The organism is Pelagimonas varians, from assembly GCF_003208435.1.
GTDB lineage: Bacteria > Pseudomonadota > Alphaproteobacteria > Rhodobacterales > Rhodobacteraceae > Pelagimonas > Pelagimonas varians.
The window spans coordinates 99,557-115,090 of record NZ_QKMF01000015.1; the positions used below are offsets into that span (position 1 = coordinate 99,557).

Here is a 15,534-nt window from a genome sequence, read left to right on the forward strand (position 1 = left end):
ATTGCAGGTACATCCCCATCGGCAAATTGCCACTTGGGGGATTTGTCTTTGTCGATAATGGCGGCGCGAATACCCTCAAGGAAGTCCCCGTGCTCCATCACGCGGTGGCTGACACGGTACTCCAGCTCAAGCGCCTTGCGAATGGTCAAAGACGGGGCGCGCAACCTGTGCAGCATCTCGATGGTCAGGGCCATTGACAGCGGTGAATTCCGGTTGATGGCCTTCAGCGCTTTTTCCGCAACTTCGCCGGTGCTGTTGTCTAGCAAATTGCGGATGTCGCCAAAGCTTTCACCGCTGAACAATGCGTCTATTTGCGGTTGAGTGGCAGCAAGCGGGCTTTCCGGAGTGGCCTGCGCCATGTTGCGGATGGTGGCGGCGTCGCCGGTTTCAATCAATGTGGCTTTGATGGTGTCCCAGCTGTCTTCGGGTGCATAGAAGTCGGCAAAGCCGGTGTAGACAGCGTCTCCGGGGCCCATGCGCGATGCGGTCAGGCCAATGTATTCGCCCAAGCGGCCCGGGGCACGGGATAGCAAATAGGTGCCCCCCACGTCGGGGATCAATCCGATGCCACATTCCGGCATGGCGATCTGGCTGCTGTCGCCAACAATCCGGTGGCTGCCGTGGCAGCCGACCCCAACGCCGCCGCCCATGGTAAAGCCCTGTAGAAAGCTGACGACCGGTTTGGGATACTCTGCCAGTTTGGCATTCATACGGTATTCGTCACGCCAGAACTTGCGCCCGAAATCAAAGTTGCCGTCCATGCCCGTGCGATACATTTCTGCAATGTCGCCGCCAGCGCAAAAGGCCTTGGGTCCCTCGGCATCAATGATCACCAAAGCGACGTCGGGGTCATTGCGCCATCGGTCAATGGCCTTTTCCAAAGCGATGCACATGTCATAAGACAGGGCATTTAATGCCTTTGGCCGCGTCAGAGTGATACGGCCAGCGCGGCCCTCCGTGCGGATATCGATATCGGACATGAATGGGTCCCCTTGGTCAGGCTTTGTGGCGCGCGCCAAAAGGTCTTAGCGCGCGATCAGGTGGCGGGCGACAATCACACGCATGATCTCATTGGTACCTTCCAGGATTTGATGCACACGCAAATCGCGGACAAGCTTTTCGATGCCATAGTCCGACAAGTAGCCATAGCCACCATGCAGTTGCAGACATTGATCCACCACATTGGACCCGGTTTCGGTCACGAACTTCTTGGCCATGGCGCAAAACGCGGTAGCATCCGGCGCGCCGGTGTCCAGCTTCCAAGCCGCTTGTCGCAAGAACGTCCGCGCTGCTTGCAGCTCGATCTCCATGTCGGCAAGCCGGAATTGCAGTGCCTGAAACTGGTCGATGCTTTTGCCAAAGGCTTTGCGTTCACTCATGTATTGCAAAGTAGCATTTAGGCCCGCTTGGGCGGCACCCAATGAACAAGCCGAGATATTCAGTCGGCCACCGTCCAAACCCGCCATGGCGTATTTGAAGCCGCTGCCCTCTTCACCAACCAGATTGTCTGTTGCGGTCAAACAGTTGTCAAAGTTGACCTGCGCAGTTGGTTGACTTCTCCAGCCCATCTTTTCCTCAAGTGCGCCAAAGCTGAGACCCTCGGCCCCGTCCTCGACAACAACGGTTGAGATCCCTTTGGGCCCATCTTCACCGGTACGGCACATCACAACGTATGCGTCAGAATAGCCTCCACCGGAGATGAATGCCTTGGATCCATTCAGGCGATAGCCTTCATTGGTTTTTTCGGCACGGGTTTTCAACGCGGCGGCATCTGATCCGGAACCCGGTTCGGTCAAGCAATAGCTGAGCACGGTTTCCATCGTCATCGCCTTGGGCAGGATGCGTGCCTTTAGCTCGTCTGATCCAAAGGTGTCGATCATTTTGGCGCACATGTTGTGGATCGACAAAAATGCCGCCACGGATGGGCATGCCATTGATAAGGCTTCAAATACCAGCGTTGCATCCAAACGGGAAAGGGCGGAACCGCCGCTTTCTTCGGATACATAAAGACCCCCGAATCCAAGGGCGGCCAGCTCGGGCCATAGGTCCTTGGGGATGGTGCCTTCGGCTTCCCACTTTTGCGCATGGGGCGCGATGTTATCTTGGCCAAACGCATAGGCCATATCGAAAATGGCGCTTTGTTCTTCGGTGAGCGCGAAATCCATGGGCTCCTCCTTAAGTCATGAATTGAACACTTGTTCATAACTTGACCGAGGGGGCCACAAAAAGCAAGGGAATTGCGCCCGTTTTTGGCCCGCAAAGTGCAGTGTTAGCGCCCGCAGTTGCAAGGATTTGTAGGATTTCACCCGCCCGGCGCGAAGGTAGGTGCCTGTCGGTCAAATCAAGGTCGCCTTCGAGAGATTCGAAGGTGGCCGCGACCACACAAACTAAGTCACGATGCGTTGGGACACAGCGTCTTGAGAATGGTGTCTTCGACCTTTTTCAACAAAATGGCATTGTCGAATTTGGCTTCTGCGGTCTTGCGGGCAGCCAAAGTCATCGCGGATCTGTCTGGCATATCCAGCACCCGAGTGATGCGGTCGGCAAACCCAGCTTCGTCCCACTCTGCAACCAGCAGACCGTTTTTGCCATCCTCAACCGCTTCGGGAATTCCGGCATGGACGGTTGAGATTGTGATGCAGCCGCAGGCCAATGCCTCTTGGATGGCGGTTGGCAATCCTTCGGTATTGCCGTCTTTGGCAGTGATTGAATGCTGTAAAAAGGTTTCTGTGACTTCGAGGTGCTTACGCACCTCGTCGTGGGGCAGGGCACCTGTAAATGTCACCTGCGATGCAACGCCCAATTCATTGGCCAAAGATTTGCAGGTCTCCAGCAAAGGACCGTCACCCACAAATGTCAAATGCGCCTCGCGTCCTTTGGCGGCTTTGGCAAAAGCCTGCAGGGTGATCTGAGGCGCTTTCTTTTCGACCATCCGCCCGACTGCCAGAAAGCTGCCGGGACGTTTTTCGGCGGGTTGAAACAAACGCACATTCACGCCAGATGGCACAACATGGGCATTGGGGTGATTGACGCCGTGTTTTGCGAGGTTGTCGAGCAAGAATTGGCTAACCGAAAACATCCCCGCCAACCGCGGCATCATAAGCTTATAGGACCGGACCCGCTGCGATGACCCCAGCGCCCGGCTGGCATCGGTGCCGCGCCAATAGGTAAAGACCGGAATACCCATGTCATTCCCCAGTTTGGCCACCACCAGCGCTTGCGTACCAAATTCGGCTAAAATGACTTCGACGCCGTTGTCGATAAGCCAGCTTTTGAGATTGCGGCGGTTGGTCCCGAAGGGCAACCGTGAGGTGCCGTGCAAAGCCGCCCCCGACAATGCTGCAAATGGAGCCAGTATTTTGTCCGTCAAAGACAGCGGAGATCGCCGGACAAAAAGCGGTTTTCCGTAGGGGTCTTCGCCATTGTGGCGTCCGCAAATCACCGTAGTATCACCGTCGAACATATGTTCGATGTGACGATTGATAAAGGTCTCGCCCATGACGAAATAGTCCGAGGTGACGATGGCAGTTTTCATGGTGCGACCTTTGTTGGTTGGCGGGTCTTATCACCCTAGCGCCAGAAGGCTGCAAGAGGTTTGGCAACGGGCAGGTGTTAAAGGTCTTGGTGAAACTCCTCGATCAGGTGGTGCACAACAGCGCGCATTTGTTCACCGTGATCCGCGCCGTTATCCAGGGCGGCGGCGCAGACGGCCCGTTGACGGTCTGCAGAATTGCCATTGGCGGCGATCTGTTTGATGCGGTGCAGCTCCGAAACACATCCCAGGGCTTCGGCGTCTTCTTGCAACAGGCTGCACAACTCCTCTGCCAGCTGCTCAAAAGACGCAATCTCGGCGGCTCCGAAATCAATCAAGCCAGCACTGACGCCATAGCGCTGCGCCCGCCAACGGTTTTCACCAATCAAGAATTGGTCATAGATGCGCCACCGTTGATTGCGCACCCGCAGGCGCCAAAGCATTCGCATCAGGCATTGCGTCAAAGCAGCCAGCGTCAGCGTATCTTCAAGTCGCGGTTGGACATCCATGATCCGGGTTTCCAAAGTCGGAAAGCGTGACGATGGCCGCAGATCCCACCAAATACGGCTGCTGTCCTCAATCACTCCAACGTCGATTAAAACCTGAACCGAGCGCTCAAAGTCTTGCCAGTTGTCAAATTGCGGCGGCAATCCGGTCCGAGGCAGATTGTCGAATACCGAAATGCGGTATGACGCAAGGCCGGTGTCACGGCCATTCCAAAACGGAGAGGAGGTGGAAAAGGCCAACAGATGGGGCAGGAAGTAGCTCATTTGACCCAATAGATCGGCGCGCAAAGGGTCATCGTTCAACCCGACATGCACGTGCATACCGCAAATTAGCATTCGCCGAACCACGCCGCCAAGATCGCGCTGCAATTCATTGTAGCGTTGTTTGTTTGTATGGTGTTGGGTTTTCCAATCGGCAAAGGGATGGCAAGAGGCTGCAAAAGCAGTCAGTCCAAAACTTTCGGCGTGGTGGGAAACGCTGGCGCGGAGACGGCGCAGGTCATCGCGCGCTTCGGAAATATTGGCGCAGGGTTTCGTGCCAATCTCAATCTGGCACTGCAAGAATTCAGGGCTGACCTGCCCGTGCAAATCTTTGGCGCAGGCCTCCATTAACCCGTCTGGCGCTTGGACCAAAGCGCCGCTTTGCGGATCGACCAAAAGGTATTCTTCTTCGATTCCTAGCGTGAATTCCGGTTGTGACATCCCAGTTCCCCCGTTGTGCCTTCAGTTTGACGCACAAACGGGTGGGGGTGCAAGTGGTCAGTCAGGTCTACCCAAAACCGAAAGGCTATCGCCATCGATGTCAAATCGGGACAAGGCTTTCTGGGCGCTGCGGACAACTTCGATGGGGTAGGGCAATTGGTCGTTGATCAAGGTTTGATACATGCGCGCGACCCCATAAAACAAATCGGTGGTGGCGATGATAACGCATAGGCTGCGTTCCATATGTTGCAGTTTGGGGGAAATGCTGTCGACAACCATCTGCATTTCCTTATAGGCAACTTCGCTGTCTTCGGCATCGGAGAAATCAATAATCAATTCATAAGTTGGGCGAAATTTTGGGTCCTTTAAATAGCGCTCAACGATACCCAAAGCCACCACTGCTGTGTAGGCTCCCGAAAAGCTCAAGACCACAAGGTTGTGTTTGGAATAGAATTCATACGTTGCAGGCATTGTATTTCTCAACACTGGTTTGTTTGAAAACGGCTCAAACGACAAATAAATAGCTGCGGTAATAAACAGCCGGCAATTGATAACTTTGGTCCCATTTTCTGTTCTGGCTAACAGGGCGACGGGGTCCGTTTTAGAATGGTTCTCAACCGTAGCTGAATTTGAGGACAAAATCCATGGCCTGCAGAGAAACCAATGTCGAAACGTTGGGTCAAATAAAAGCCCCCCGAAACCAATTGGTTTTGGGGGGCTTTGTATCACGTAGCAATGGATCTCAGGATCAATCCATGGCTTTGAAGTTAAATTCGCCGCCCTCTTTGATTCCGGAGAACCAGCGCGATGTGACCGTTTTGGTTCGGGTGTAGAACCGGAACGCATCAGGGCCGTACTGGTTCAAATCACCGAAGGCCGATTTTTTCCAGCCGCCGAACGTGTGATAGGACAGGGGCACCGGAATTGGGAAGTTGATCCCAACCATGCCGACATTCACACGGTTCGCATAATCGCGGGCAGTGTCGCCATCAGCGGTATAGATTGCGGTGCCATTGCCGTATTCATTATCCATGACCAGCTTAAGCGCTTCTTCGTAGTCATCGACGCGCACCTGGCACAATACGGGGCCAAAGATCTCTTCCTTGTAGATGTCCATGTCCGGGGTCACGTCATCAAAATAGCTGGCACCGACAAAATAGCCGTTCTCATAGCCCTGCAATTTGAAATCGCGACCATCGACGATTAGGTTCGCGCCCTGATCAACACCGCTTTCGACCAAACCGTTGATACGCGCCTGCGAAGCGGCAGTGATAACGGGCCCGAAATCGACATCGTCACCGGAGGTGTAGGGGCCAATTTTCAGCGCCTCGATACGTGGGATCAAGCGATCACGCAGCCCGTCAGCGGTTTCTTTTCCAACCGGAACAGCAACAGAAATCGCCATGCAGCGTTCGCCAGCCGCGCCAAAGCCCGCGCCAACCAGCGCATCAGCGGCCTTGTCCAGATCGGCGTCAGGCATGATAACCATGTGGTTTTTTGCACCGCCAAAGCACTGGGCACGTTTACCATTCGCAGTTGCGCGGCTGTAAATATATTGCGCAATCGGGGTTGAACCAACAAAGCCAACCGCTTGAATAGTTTCATTGTCCAGAAGTGCGTCCACAGCTTCTTTGTCACCATTGATGACCTGCAAGGCTCCGTCGGGAAGACCTGCTTCTTTCAGCAGCTCGGCCAAGCGCAAAGCCGTCGATGGCACACGTTCTGATGGTTTGAGGATCATAGTGTTGCCGGCAGACAGGGCGGGGCCCATTTTCCAAAGCGGGATCATCGCAGGAAAGTTGAACGGTGTGATCGCGGCAACAACGCCCAGTGGCTGACGCATGGAATGCAAATCAATGCCGGGTCCGCCTGAGTCGGTGAATTCACCCTTCAGCATGTGCGGTGCGCCCATGCAAACTTCGATCACTTCCAAGCCGCGCTGAACGTCGCCTTTGGCATCGGGAATCGTTTTGCCGTGCTCACGCGACAGCATTTCGGCTAGCTCGTCCATGTGTTGGTTGATCAGCTGGCCAAATTTCATCATGACGCGGGCGCGTTTTTGCGGGTTGGTGGCACCCCAAACTTTTTGCACTTCGGCGGCTTTGGCAACGGCGGCGTCGATTTCCGCGACAGAAGCCAAGGGCACTTTGGCCTGAACTTCGCCGGTGGCGGGATTCATTACGTCAGCGAAACGTCCGGATGCGCCTGGCACATGTTCACCGTTAATAAAATGACTAAGCTCTTGCATGGAGTCCTCCCTAAAGGTTTGACCGCAGACTAACCTTGCAAAAATGCGCAGGGAAGGGGTAATTTGCCAAATGGGTTTTGCATTTTTGCAAGGGTGGTGGGATGAGTAACTGGGACGACATGCGCATTTTCTTGGCCGTGGCGCGCGGCGAGAGCCTGTCCGCGGCAGGGCGCGATCTGCGTATGGATCCGGCAACCGTCGGCCGTCGGGTGTCCCGGCTTGAGCAAGATATCGGCGCGCCGCTGTTTGCAAAGTCGCCGCAAGGCTATGGGTTGACCGAAGCTGGCGCACGGCTTGTCACCCATGCAGAATCTGCTGAGCAAGCATTTTCGCTGGCCAATGAGGCTGTGCGCGGTCGGTCTGACGGGCTGTCCGGGCAAATTCGCATCGGGGCTCCGGATGGCTGTGCGAATTTCTTGCTGCCTCAGGTCTGCGCAGCAATTTCCGAGGATAATCCGGATCTCGATCTACAAATTGTTGCCTTGCCGCGTGTGTTGAACCTGTCGAGGCGCGAAGTGGATATGGCGATCACAGTATCGCCGCCAACAGCGGGCCGTCTTGTGGTGCACAAGTTGACAGATTACCGCCTGCATTTGGCTGCAAGCGCGGACTATCTGGCCGAACATGCCCCTATCAAAAACCTGTCTGACCTGAAGGGGCATCGGATCATCGGCTATATCCCGGATATGATCTTTGACAAAGAACTGGACTATCTTACCGCGCTGGGGATGGAGAGAGTGCCCTTGGCGTCAAATTCAGTCTCGGTGCAGTTTAATTGGGTGCGTACAGGGGCTGGAATCGGGGTTGTGCATGACTTCACCATGCCGGTAGCCCCTGATTTGCGACGGGTTTTGACGGATCAGGTCAATTTGATCCGCAGTTTCTATCTTGTGCGCCATGCAGATGATCAACGTCTTGAACGCATGAACCGCTTTGCCGAGGCGCTTTCGTCAGGAATAAGGCGCGAATTGGCGCGGTTAGAAGGTCTTGCTTGACAGTGCCCGCACTGCAGAGGACGCTGGGTTAGGATAGATAATGTGCGAGGAGGTTCATCATGCAGGTGCAGCAAATTCTAAAGAGCAAAGACTCTAACAATGTCTTTACGGTCAAGCCGGGGTCCTTGGTTTCTGATGCAGCCAAACTTCTGGCTGATAATCGGATTGGTACAGTGGTGATTTCCACAAACGGAAAAACCGCCGATGGCATCTTGTCCGAGCGCGATATCGTACGTGAACTGGCCGTGCGTGGTGCCGCCTGTCTCGCGGCCAAAGTCGACGATTATATGACCCGTGATCTGGTCACCTGCACGCGGGCGGATATGTCCGACGTTGTTTTGGAGAAAATGACCAACGGCCGGTTCCGTCACATGCCCGTTGTCGAAGACGGTGAACTTATCGGGCTGATCACACTTGGGGATGTTGTCAAAGCGCGCTTGGCGCATTTGGCGATGGAAAAAGATGCGCTCGAAGGGATGATTATGGGGCATTGAGGCCCTGCACGATAAAAAGCTAGGCAAGATGTCGCGATAATACTGCACAGCAGCATTGCGTGACATTTCGCTCTTGCAATCGCGCGCGCAATATTGTTGCGTGCGCGGCAAATTGCAATCAGCCCTCGGGGGAACCCCTATGCGCGTCGGCCTATATCCTGGTACGTTCGATCCAATCACACATGGTCATATTGACATCATCAGACGCGGTGCGTCCTTGGTGGACCGTCTCGTCATTGGTGTTGCAATCAACCGCGACAAGGGGCCGATGTTCACGCTCGAAGAACGGGTGGCGATGATCGAGGCGGAATGTGCGATCTTGTCCGAACAGACCGGCACTGAAATTGTTGTTCACCCCTTTGAGAATCTGTTGATTGATTGCGCCAAAGATGTCGGGGCTTCGATCATAGTGCGAGGGCTGCGCGCCGTTGCCGATTTCGAGTACGAATATCAGATGGTCGGCATGAACCGTGTTCTTGATGACAGTGTCGAGACGGTGTTTTTGATGGCAGAAGCACGTCATCAGGCGATCGCCTCTAAGCTGGTTAAAGAAATTGCCCGACTGGGTGGAGATGTATCGAAGTTCGTGCCGCCACGGGTTTTGGCAGCCCTCAGCGACCGGTTGGGGTGATCCTGCGCCGTGGGATATTGTTGCTGATAGGCGCTGCTGTTCTGCTGTATCTGGGATATGCGGCATTGCTCTATCGCAATCATGCCCATTTCATCTACCCGTTTTTACCGAACCAGTTGAAGATACCCGGTTTTGAGAGCACGCGAGTCGCAGTCCCGGGGGCCCGCAGTTTGCCTGTTCAAGTCTCTGCCGGAGACGCAGGCACCCCGACTGTATTGTTTCTCATGGGAAATGTCGGGGCGCTAGAACTGTTTGGCGCTATGTTGAAACACCATCAATCCAAGGGTCGTACCGTTGTGGCGATGCCCTATCGTGGCGGCGGCGGTGTGCCCGGCAGTTCTTCGGAGGACACTTTAAAACGCGATGCACTGGCGGTCTTTGATACGCTGCCAGAGCTGACTTCTGGCGGGCCTATCATCTTGCATGGGCATTCGTTGGGGACCGGGCTGGCAATGTATCTTGCTGCAAACCGTTCCGTGGACGGAATTTTGCTCAGTGCTCCGTTTTATCGGATGTGCGAAGTTATGGCTAAAGCCACCCGCCTGCCGGCCTGCGCAATGCCGGGTGTGCAACGTTGGGACAGTGCCGTGTTTACAGACGCAGTGACGGCCCCGACGCTGATTTTGCACGGAGAGTTGGACAAATTGATTCCGATTGACCACGGTCAACGCTTGGCGCGCAGTATGCCAACGGCGGATTTTTTTGCAATTGAAGGGGCGGGGCATACAGATCTATTCAAAACCCCACCCTATCTTGAGATGATTGACCAGTTTTTTGATCGCGTATCATCTCCATAAATCCTAATGGATTTTGACAATTTTTTGATGCCGAGCCTTTTGAAACGGTTGTCTTGGTTCCTTGCGGGATCGGGCCGATCCGGCCCCAGTAAGGTGTTGTAAACCAGTTTATGATAATCCTTTGTTCACCAAAGACAGCAATGCGCTCCGGCGGGGTGCCGCGCTGAAGTAAGGAGTGAACTATGGATGTTTTGATGTCTCAGCGCCGTCCGTTTATGCGGCCTGCGCGGCCAGAGCCGGTGCAACCCCAAATAAACGAGGCCCCGTTGCGGCGGGTTGCAGCACCTTTGCAACCGACTCAGGTGGTGCATTTGTGGATGGTTCCGCAATCACAACCCGAGCGGACCGGGGAAACTCCGGCACGGGCCGCGCTCGGGTATCAGGCCGCAAAAATGGCGGTTTTTGCAAAATAGGGCCGTCCAAAAAAGGACAGCCCCGGTATTCTGTAATCCGATCCAATCAGGGATCAAAGACCTGCGTTAGGTTTTAGATAAGCTTGCCCATGGCAACAGCGGTATCCGCCATGCGGTTCGAAAAGCCCCATTCGTTGTCATACCACGTCAGAATGCGCACCATGGTGCCTTCCAGAACTTTGGTTTGATCGGTTGCAAAGATTGACGACTGTGGATCGTGGTTGAAATCCATGCTGACCAGCTTGCGATCAGTATATCCTAGCACACCTTTCAGTGGGCCATCAGCAGCAGCGCGGATCGCTGCGTTGATTTCGTCAACGCTGGTGTCGCGGGCCGCTTCAAAGGTCAGATCAACAACCGATACGTTGGGCGTCGGCACCCGGATGGCGACGCCGTCCAACTTGCCTGCCAATTCAGGTAGAACCAGACCAACAGCCTTGGCGGCACCTGTGGATGTCGGGATCATGTTCATCGCTGCAGCGCGGGCGCGGTACAGGTCCTTGTGCATTGTGTCCAAAGTTGGCTGATCGCCAGTGTAGGAGTGCACAGTGGTCATGAAGCCTTTGACGATGCCAACAGTATCATTGAGCACTTTGACGACTGGCGACAGGCAGTTGGTGGTGCAAGATGCGTTGGATACAATCAAGTCCTCGGCGGTCAGAACGTCGTCATTGACGCCAAACACCACGGTTTTGTCAGCTCCGGCACCCGGTGCGGAAATCAGAACGCGGCTTGAACCGTTTTCCAAATGCGCCTGACAGGCTTCTTTGGATGTAAAGATACCCGTGCATTCTAGCACTACGTCAACGTCGGCCCATGGCAGGTCGGCAGGGTTGCGGATCGCCGTCACGCGGATCGGCCCGCGACCTACATCAATGCTGTCTTCAGTGGAGGTGACTTCGACTGGGAAGCGACCATGCACAGTATCATACTGCAGCAGGTGTGCATTTGTTTCGACAGGACCAAGATCGTTGATTGCGATCACTTCGATATCGGTGCGGCCAGATTCGATAATCGCACGCAGGATGTTGCGGCCGATACGGCCAAAGCCATTGATGGCGACTTTTACGGACATGTGGGTTCCCCCTGTTTGGCTCAAAAACGGCCGGTGTCAGCTGTTACCGCTAACAACCATCGGTTAGCCAAATTGTCAAGCCCCAGAGGGGGTATCCACCAGCATTCAGCGCCAGAACGCGATCCAATCCAGTAAAACAAAAAACTTGCGACCTAAGAACAGCAAGGCATCTGCATTGTTGAGCGTCATATCCGCAGCCACAGCAGCAATGATCGCAAGACCGATCATAATAGAGAGTTGAGTGGTCATGGTGGCGCTCCGGCTGTCTATAAGGGATCTGCAGGCGTAAATTAGATGTCAGTGCGCGCCGGGGAAACCACCCCGGCGGGCGCGTGTTAGCGGGGTAGGCGGCTGGCGTAAAAGAACATGCCTGCCAATGTGAGCGAAGCCATCACATTATAATTGGCCATACTCAGGCCAAACAGGTCCCACGCAATTTCGTCGCAGCGCACCAATGGTGCGTTCATAATCTGCTCCATCAATTCTTCTGCGGACAAGCCTGCAACAGGGGCCGAGGTGCAGGTTGACGGGCCTTCCCACCAGAACCGTTCGACACCGGAGTGGTAGATCGCCACCAATCCCGAGAATAGAACCCCGAGACCGGCAAGAAAGCTGAACAGGCGCGGCATTATTACCAGGGCCAAAGCTCCGGCCGCAATCGCCGCGAAATGTCCATAGCGCTGGGGCCAACACAAATCACAGGGGGTCAAACCGCCAATATACTGAAACCCGTAGGCCCCAACTATCAAACCCAAAGACCCGAGGGTCGCTAGCAAGATCAAGATGCGTCTCATAGATATTTCACCAGTATAAACCCGCCAAGCAACAGCGCCACAAATGCGACAAAGACAAGACCCAAGCGGCGCTCGATGAAATCGCGAATGGGGAGGCCGTATTTGCGCAGCAATGCCGCCACGATAAAGAACCGCAGCGCCCGCGCAATGATCGAAGTCACAACAAATGTTCCAAGCGGCATTGCGGTCCAACCGGACATAATCGTGATTACTTTGAACGGAAAGGGCGTGACACCAGCGGTTAGAACCGCCCAGAAGCCGACGTCGTTGAATTTCTCGTTGAACTCGGCCATCGAACCGGCCTTGCCCATGGCCTCAAGGATTGGCTGCCCAACACTGTCATAAAAGAAGAAGCCGATGCCATAGCCCAGCAATCCGCCGAGAACCGAGGATACGGTTGCAACCAGCGCAATCAGCCAGGCCCGGTTCGGCGCGGCGATAATCATCGGGATCAGCAGAACATCCGGGGGAATCGGAAAAACGGATGCTTCGATAAAGGCAACGGCGGCCAACACCCAAAGTGCGTGTTTGTGCTCGGCCTGTGCCATGGTCCAATCATAAAGGCTGCGCAGCATGCTTTGATAATCCCTGTTTTTATGGGCAAAGACCATGCTGGAAAGAAAGCGTCAAGCCAAAGCGATTTTCTATGCATTTTGCCCCTTTACCTTGCCCAGTGTGTTGGGTAAACGGTCGCCAGTGCCCAAGTGGCGGAATGGTAGACGCAGGGGATTCAAAATCCCCCGTCCTAGCGGACGTGCCGGTTCGAGTCCGGCCTTGGGTACCATCGTAACTCGATGGAAACGTTAAAGAACCCCGTCTCAGTAGAGGCGGGGTTCTTTGTTTCTTGGGTCGGGGTATTTGTCTGCTCACACATGCAGCTCACACTTTCCTGTTTTGTTTTTGTTCTGTTCTATAGACAGGCATACTCATTTTTCACGTCGCTTTTGGGCCGAGCGACTCAGAGTGCGGCGGCTGGCCTTAGACCGGTAGTAAGCAACCATTTCGGCGCTTTGACCTGTAACTGCTTGAATTTCGGCGTCGCTGCATCCCGCTTCTGCAAGCCTTACGATGGCCAATTTGCGCAGACCGTGCAGGACGTAGGGACGGGCTTTATCACCCAAAGTAGCGCGCCAGTTTCGAAACGCTTTTTCGATGGCATCATACCCCAACGGCTCGGTTAGGTTTTTGGCTAGAACGAATGTGCCATGACGAGGAAGCGTGCTTAAGTAGGTGCGCAGATGGTCGGGGCAAAAGGTTTCGAACTGCTTGCTTTGTTTTTCGTCTGTAACAATCATCCATTCGCCATCAAATTGGTCTCGCCGCATTTTGATGGCGGCGTTTGGTCTTTGACCAGTTCCGAGAATCAGCTCTGCCGCCGTTTTCACTTTGGTTGGTGCATGTTTCAGCTTTTCGACCATCCAGTCAGGCCAGGGCTCGAATTCTTTTTAGCGGCCATACTTTTCGATTCCTTTGGCAGGGTTTTCGCCAAGCGGCCAATCCAGCTTTTCAGCCCCAAAGTTCCAGAGCAAAGAAATGGTTTGTAGGTATTTGTCTGCCTTGCGCGGTGTCACGTGCAAGGCGGCATGCGCCGCGCGAACATGTTGGCGTTGCGTTTTGCGAACGTACTTGTCTGCGTTCTTGAACAGGATGGCGTCCATGTCGCGCCGGTAGCTGGCTTTTGTACTGGCCGCGAGATTTGACTGAATGCGGGGATCAGTGCGCCATGCAATCACTAGTTCCTTCCAGCAATATTTTGAAGGTGCCGGCCTTTGAGTTTGGTGGCGACCAGATTCGCATTGCCAAAACAACTCGTCCAGTTTTTGGCTGTCGCCTTGCCAGTCCAATCTTATAGTCTTTTCTTTGCGCCGACCCGCCTCGGTCCAAGTTATGCGGTGGTAGGGGTCCCATACCGCGCGGCGAGGATTCCATTTCCAAAGCAAACGCGGCTTATTGATCCGGGGTTTTGCTGGCTTAAAGCTCAAACTTTTCTTCCTCAGGTTTTGCGGCAAACCCGTCAATGATCGCAACTAGGTCTGCAACACGCCATCGGGCGATACCGCCTGGCAATGTGACGGGCTGAGGTAGCGCCCCCGCAGAAACCAACCTTGAAAATTGAGTGGCAGACATGTCTAGCATGGTCGCGGCGGTTCTATCGGTTACGGCCAGATGGTCGGGCGATTGTTTTGCCATCATTTTTGTCCCTTGGCGTCGACTAGGGTGCGTCGGTCGACCTCGACCGCACCGGCCTCGATCGCTAGCGTGCGTTTGGCTTTGCAAATGCCGAAATGTGGATGGCTTTGGGATTGGAACCATTTTCGGTCGACTCCGATGGTGTCGGCCATGGCAAGAAATTCGACCACGCTGTCGGCCAGCATATGGCACATTTCCATGCGGCCTAGCCTGTGCTGCGGTTTGTCGACGTAGACAGTCACAATGGCCACCATGCGCCGAAGTTGGCATTGGTTGCGTTCGCCCAAGTGGATAGTTTCCAAATAGCGTATGGCAGACCAACGAAGGTCAGCACTGCGCTGCCAATCAAGATGGCCAGGGTGAACAACCCGCTTGGATTTATTTTGAACTGGGTCAAAACGAAACCTCCAGGATGGCGGACTGGACGTTGCGGAGCGCAGTTTTCTGATGCTTTGCAAGGCGGCGGAAATCTGCGACCAGTTGTGCTTCGTCCTTGCTGTCGACGTCTTGCCTGGGAGCGGCTCCGTCTTCGATTCCATCGAAGAAATGGGCGACAGGAATATCCAACGTGGCGGCGATGTCCCACAGGCGGGACGCACTGACGCGGTTGGCTCCAGTTTCGTATTTTTGGATTTGCTGAAACTTGATGCCAACTGCTTCGGCCAGCTGTTGTTGAGTGACCCCTTTCAGCCAGCGGTGATGGCGGATGCGTTTCCCAACATGGATGTCAGCGTGATGGGTCATTGCGCACCGCCTTCCGAACCGGTGTTCTGGCGGTCCTGAAACCCAAACTTTTGGCATGGAAGGTTGCGGTATTGGGATAGGAGGTAAATCTCTACCGATCCAGCTTGGTCAAGCGAGGTGCCATTGATCATGCTCGAAAGCCGATCCATCCGATCACGCTGGATGCGAGCAGATATCCCATTTTCTAGAAGCTGACGTTCTTTTGCGCGCAGCCATGCATCCTGTATTAGGGCACGAAGGGGCTTTGTTGCACAAATCGGGTGCGGGGATTCATGTCGCGAATCCAGTGTGATAGCAGGCGGTCATGAGCAGCTGGAGCCCGACGAAGTACAAGACCACAAACTGGTCGTCTTACAATGACAGCTTGAAGCAGCGCGGATCGTTGTCGATCTGGTTTGATCCGGAGATGGCTT

Annotated in this window: 19 protein-coding genes, 1 tRNA gene and 2 pseudogenes; 7 read left to right on the plus strand and 15 right to left on the minus strand. The window is 54.6% G+C overall.

The annotated features are described in order from the left end of the window. Positions 1 to 29 precede the first annotated feature (29 nt). The 6 genes and pseudogenes from C8N36_RS24790 to C8N36_RS17890 form a co-directional block, all read right to left on the minus strand. Positions 30 to 980: pseudogene (locus C8N36_RS24790) on the minus strand (enoyl-CoA hydratase/isomerase family protein); the annotation flags it as partial. A gap of 45 nt (positions 981 to 1,025) precedes the next feature. Further along, entirely contained in the window at positions 1,026 to 2,165 is a 1,140-nt protein-coding gene (locus C8N36_RS17865) for an acyl-CoA dehydrogenase family protein (RefSeq protein WP_097806121.1), read from the minus strand. Between the two features lie 227 nt (positions 2,166 to 2,392). After that, positions 2,393 to 3,535, minus strand: coding sequence for a glycosyltransferase (locus tag C8N36_RS17875; protein WP_110767950.1), 1,143 nt, complete (start codon positions 3,533 to 3,535; stop codon positions 2,393 to 2,395). A 77-nt stretch (positions 3,536 to 3,612) separates the two neighbouring features. Beyond that, the gene (locus tag C8N36_RS17880; RefSeq protein WP_097806118.1) at positions 3,613 to 4,740 is read right to left on the minus strand and encodes a carboxylate-amine ligase; all 1,128 of its coding nucleotides are present in this window, start codon (positions 4,738 to 4,740) and stop codon (positions 3,613 to 3,615) included. A 57-nt stretch (positions 4,741 to 4,797) separates the two neighbouring features. Then, complete coding sequence (locus C8N36_RS17885; RefSeq protein WP_097806117.1) at positions 4,798 to 5,211, minus strand: hypothetical protein; 414 nt, start codon at positions 5,209 to 5,211, stop codon at positions 4,798 to 4,800. 277 nt (positions 5,212 to 5,488) lie between these two features. Then, positions 5,489 to 6,988 carry a CoA-acylating methylmalonate-semialdehyde dehydrogenase gene (locus C8N36_RS17890; RefSeq protein WP_097806116.1) on the minus strand — a complete coding sequence of 500 codons (1,500 nt, stop codon included), beginning with the start codon at positions 6,986 to 6,988 and terminating at the stop codon, positions 5,489 to 5,491. Between the two features lie 101 nt (positions 6,989 to 7,089). On the opposite strand from C8N36_RS17890, the gene C8N36_RS17895 reads away from it, so the two are divergent. The 5 genes from C8N36_RS17895 to C8N36_RS17915 all read left to right on the plus strand — a co-directional run bounded on the left by C8N36_RS17895 (position 7,090) and on the right by C8N36_RS17915 (position 10,318). Then, a complete protein-coding gene (locus tag C8N36_RS17895) occupies positions 7,090 to 7,983 on the plus strand; it encodes a LysR family transcriptional regulator (protein ID WP_097806115.1) in 894 nt (297 codons plus the stop codon). A gap of 59 nt (positions 7,984 to 8,042) precedes the next feature. Further along, positions 8,043 to 8,477 carry a CBS domain-containing protein gene (locus tag C8N36_RS17900; protein ID WP_110767952.1) on the plus strand — a complete coding sequence of 145 codons (435 nt, stop codon included), beginning with the start codon at positions 8,043 to 8,045 and terminating at the stop codon, positions 8,475 to 8,477. A gap of 139 nt (positions 8,478 to 8,616) precedes the next feature. Beyond that, the gene (coaD, locus tag C8N36_RS17905) at positions 8,617 to 9,108 is read left to right on the plus strand and encodes a pantetheine-phosphate adenylyltransferase (protein ID WP_097806113.1); all 492 of its coding nucleotides are present in this window, start codon (positions 8,617 to 8,619) and stop codon (positions 9,106 to 9,108) included. Beyond that, entirely contained in the window at positions 9,105 to 9,905 is an 801-nt protein-coding gene (locus tag C8N36_RS17910; RefSeq protein ID WP_097806112.1) for an alpha/beta fold hydrolase, read from the plus strand. Before coaD ends, C8N36_RS17910 begins: the two co-directional genes overlap by 4 nt. Positions 9,906 to 10,087: 182 nt before the next feature. Then, the gene (locus C8N36_RS17915; RefSeq protein WP_141468175.1) at positions 10,088 to 10,318 is read left to right on the plus strand and encodes a hypothetical protein; all 231 of its coding nucleotides are present in this window, start codon (positions 10,088 to 10,090) and stop codon (positions 10,316 to 10,318) included. A 73-nt stretch (positions 10,319 to 10,391) separates the two neighbouring features. Here the strand turns inward: C8N36_RS17915 and gap are convergent, their stop codons facing one another. The 4 genes from gap to C8N36_RS17930 form a co-directional block, all read right to left on the minus strand. Further along, positions 10,392 to 11,393, minus strand: a complete 1,002-nt coding sequence (gap, locus tag C8N36_RS17920; RefSeq protein WP_097806110.1) for a type I glyceraldehyde-3-phosphate dehydrogenase — start codon at positions 11,391 to 11,393, stop codon at positions 10,392 to 10,394. Positions 11,394 to 11,498: 105 nt separating this feature from the next. Continuing rightward, on the minus strand, positions 11,499 to 11,642 hold the full coding sequence (locus C8N36_RS24250; RefSeq protein WP_170125914.1) for a hypothetical protein: 144 nt from the start codon (positions 11,640 to 11,642) through the stop codon (positions 11,499 to 11,501). Between the two features lie 86 nt (positions 11,643 to 11,728). Next, positions 11,729 to 12,187: a disulfide bond formation protein B gene (locus tag C8N36_RS17925; RefSeq protein ID WP_097806109.1), complete on the minus strand. Its 459-nt coding sequence runs from the start codon at positions 12,185 to 12,187 to the stop codon at positions 11,729 to 11,731. After that, positions 12,184 to 12,762, minus strand: coding sequence for a YqaA family protein (locus C8N36_RS17930; protein ID WP_097806200.1), 579 nt, complete (start codon positions 12,760 to 12,762; stop codon positions 12,184 to 12,186). Before C8N36_RS17930 ends, C8N36_RS17925 begins: the two co-directional genes overlap by 4 nt. A 123-nt stretch (positions 12,763 to 12,885) precedes the next feature. Here C8N36_RS17930 and C8N36_RS17935 point away from each other — a divergent pair. Further along, a tRNA-Leu gene (locus C8N36_RS17935) sits at positions 12,886 to 12,971 on the plus strand. A gap of 142 nt (positions 12,972 to 13,113) precedes the next feature. On the opposite strand, the gene C8N36_RS17940 is transcribed toward C8N36_RS17935, so the two are convergent. The 5 genes from C8N36_RS17940 to C8N36_RS17960 form a co-directional block, all read right to left on the minus strand. Then, positions 13,114 to 13,605: a tyrosine-type recombinase/integrase gene (locus C8N36_RS17940; RefSeq protein ID WP_097806108.1), complete on the minus strand. Its 492-nt coding sequence runs from the start codon at positions 13,603 to 13,605 to the stop codon at positions 13,114 to 13,116. 27 nt (positions 13,606 to 13,632) lie between these two features. Continuing rightward, positions 13,633 to 13,920 carry a hypothetical protein gene (locus tag C8N36_RS23990; RefSeq protein ID WP_097806107.1) on the minus strand — a complete coding sequence of 96 codons (288 nt, stop codon included), beginning with the start codon at positions 13,918 to 13,920 and terminating at the stop codon, positions 13,633 to 13,635. A gap of 238 nt (positions 13,921 to 14,158) precedes the next feature. After that, a complete protein-coding gene (locus tag C8N36_RS17950; protein ID WP_211318251.1) occupies positions 14,159 to 14,380 on the minus strand; it encodes a helix-turn-helix transcriptional regulator in 222 nt (73 codons plus the stop codon). After that, positions 14,377 to 14,619 carry a DUF4031 domain-containing protein gene (locus tag C8N36_RS17955; protein WP_097806199.1) on the minus strand — a complete coding sequence of 81 codons (243 nt, stop codon included), beginning with the start codon at positions 14,617 to 14,619 and terminating at the stop codon, positions 14,377 to 14,379. Before C8N36_RS17955 ends, C8N36_RS17950 begins: the two co-directional genes overlap by 4 nt. A 151-nt stretch (positions 14,620 to 14,770) precedes the next feature. Further along, positions 14,771 to 15,121, minus strand: coding sequence for a helix-turn-helix domain-containing protein (locus C8N36_RS17960; RefSeq protein ID WP_097806105.1), 351 nt, complete (start codon positions 15,119 to 15,121; stop codon positions 14,771 to 14,773). Between the two features lie 304 nt (positions 15,122 to 15,425). Here C8N36_RS17960 and C8N36_RS17965 point away from each other — a divergent pair. Then, positions 15,426 to 15,534 (plus strand): annotated as a pseudogene (locus C8N36_RS17965) (IS5/IS1182 family transposase); the annotation flags it as partial.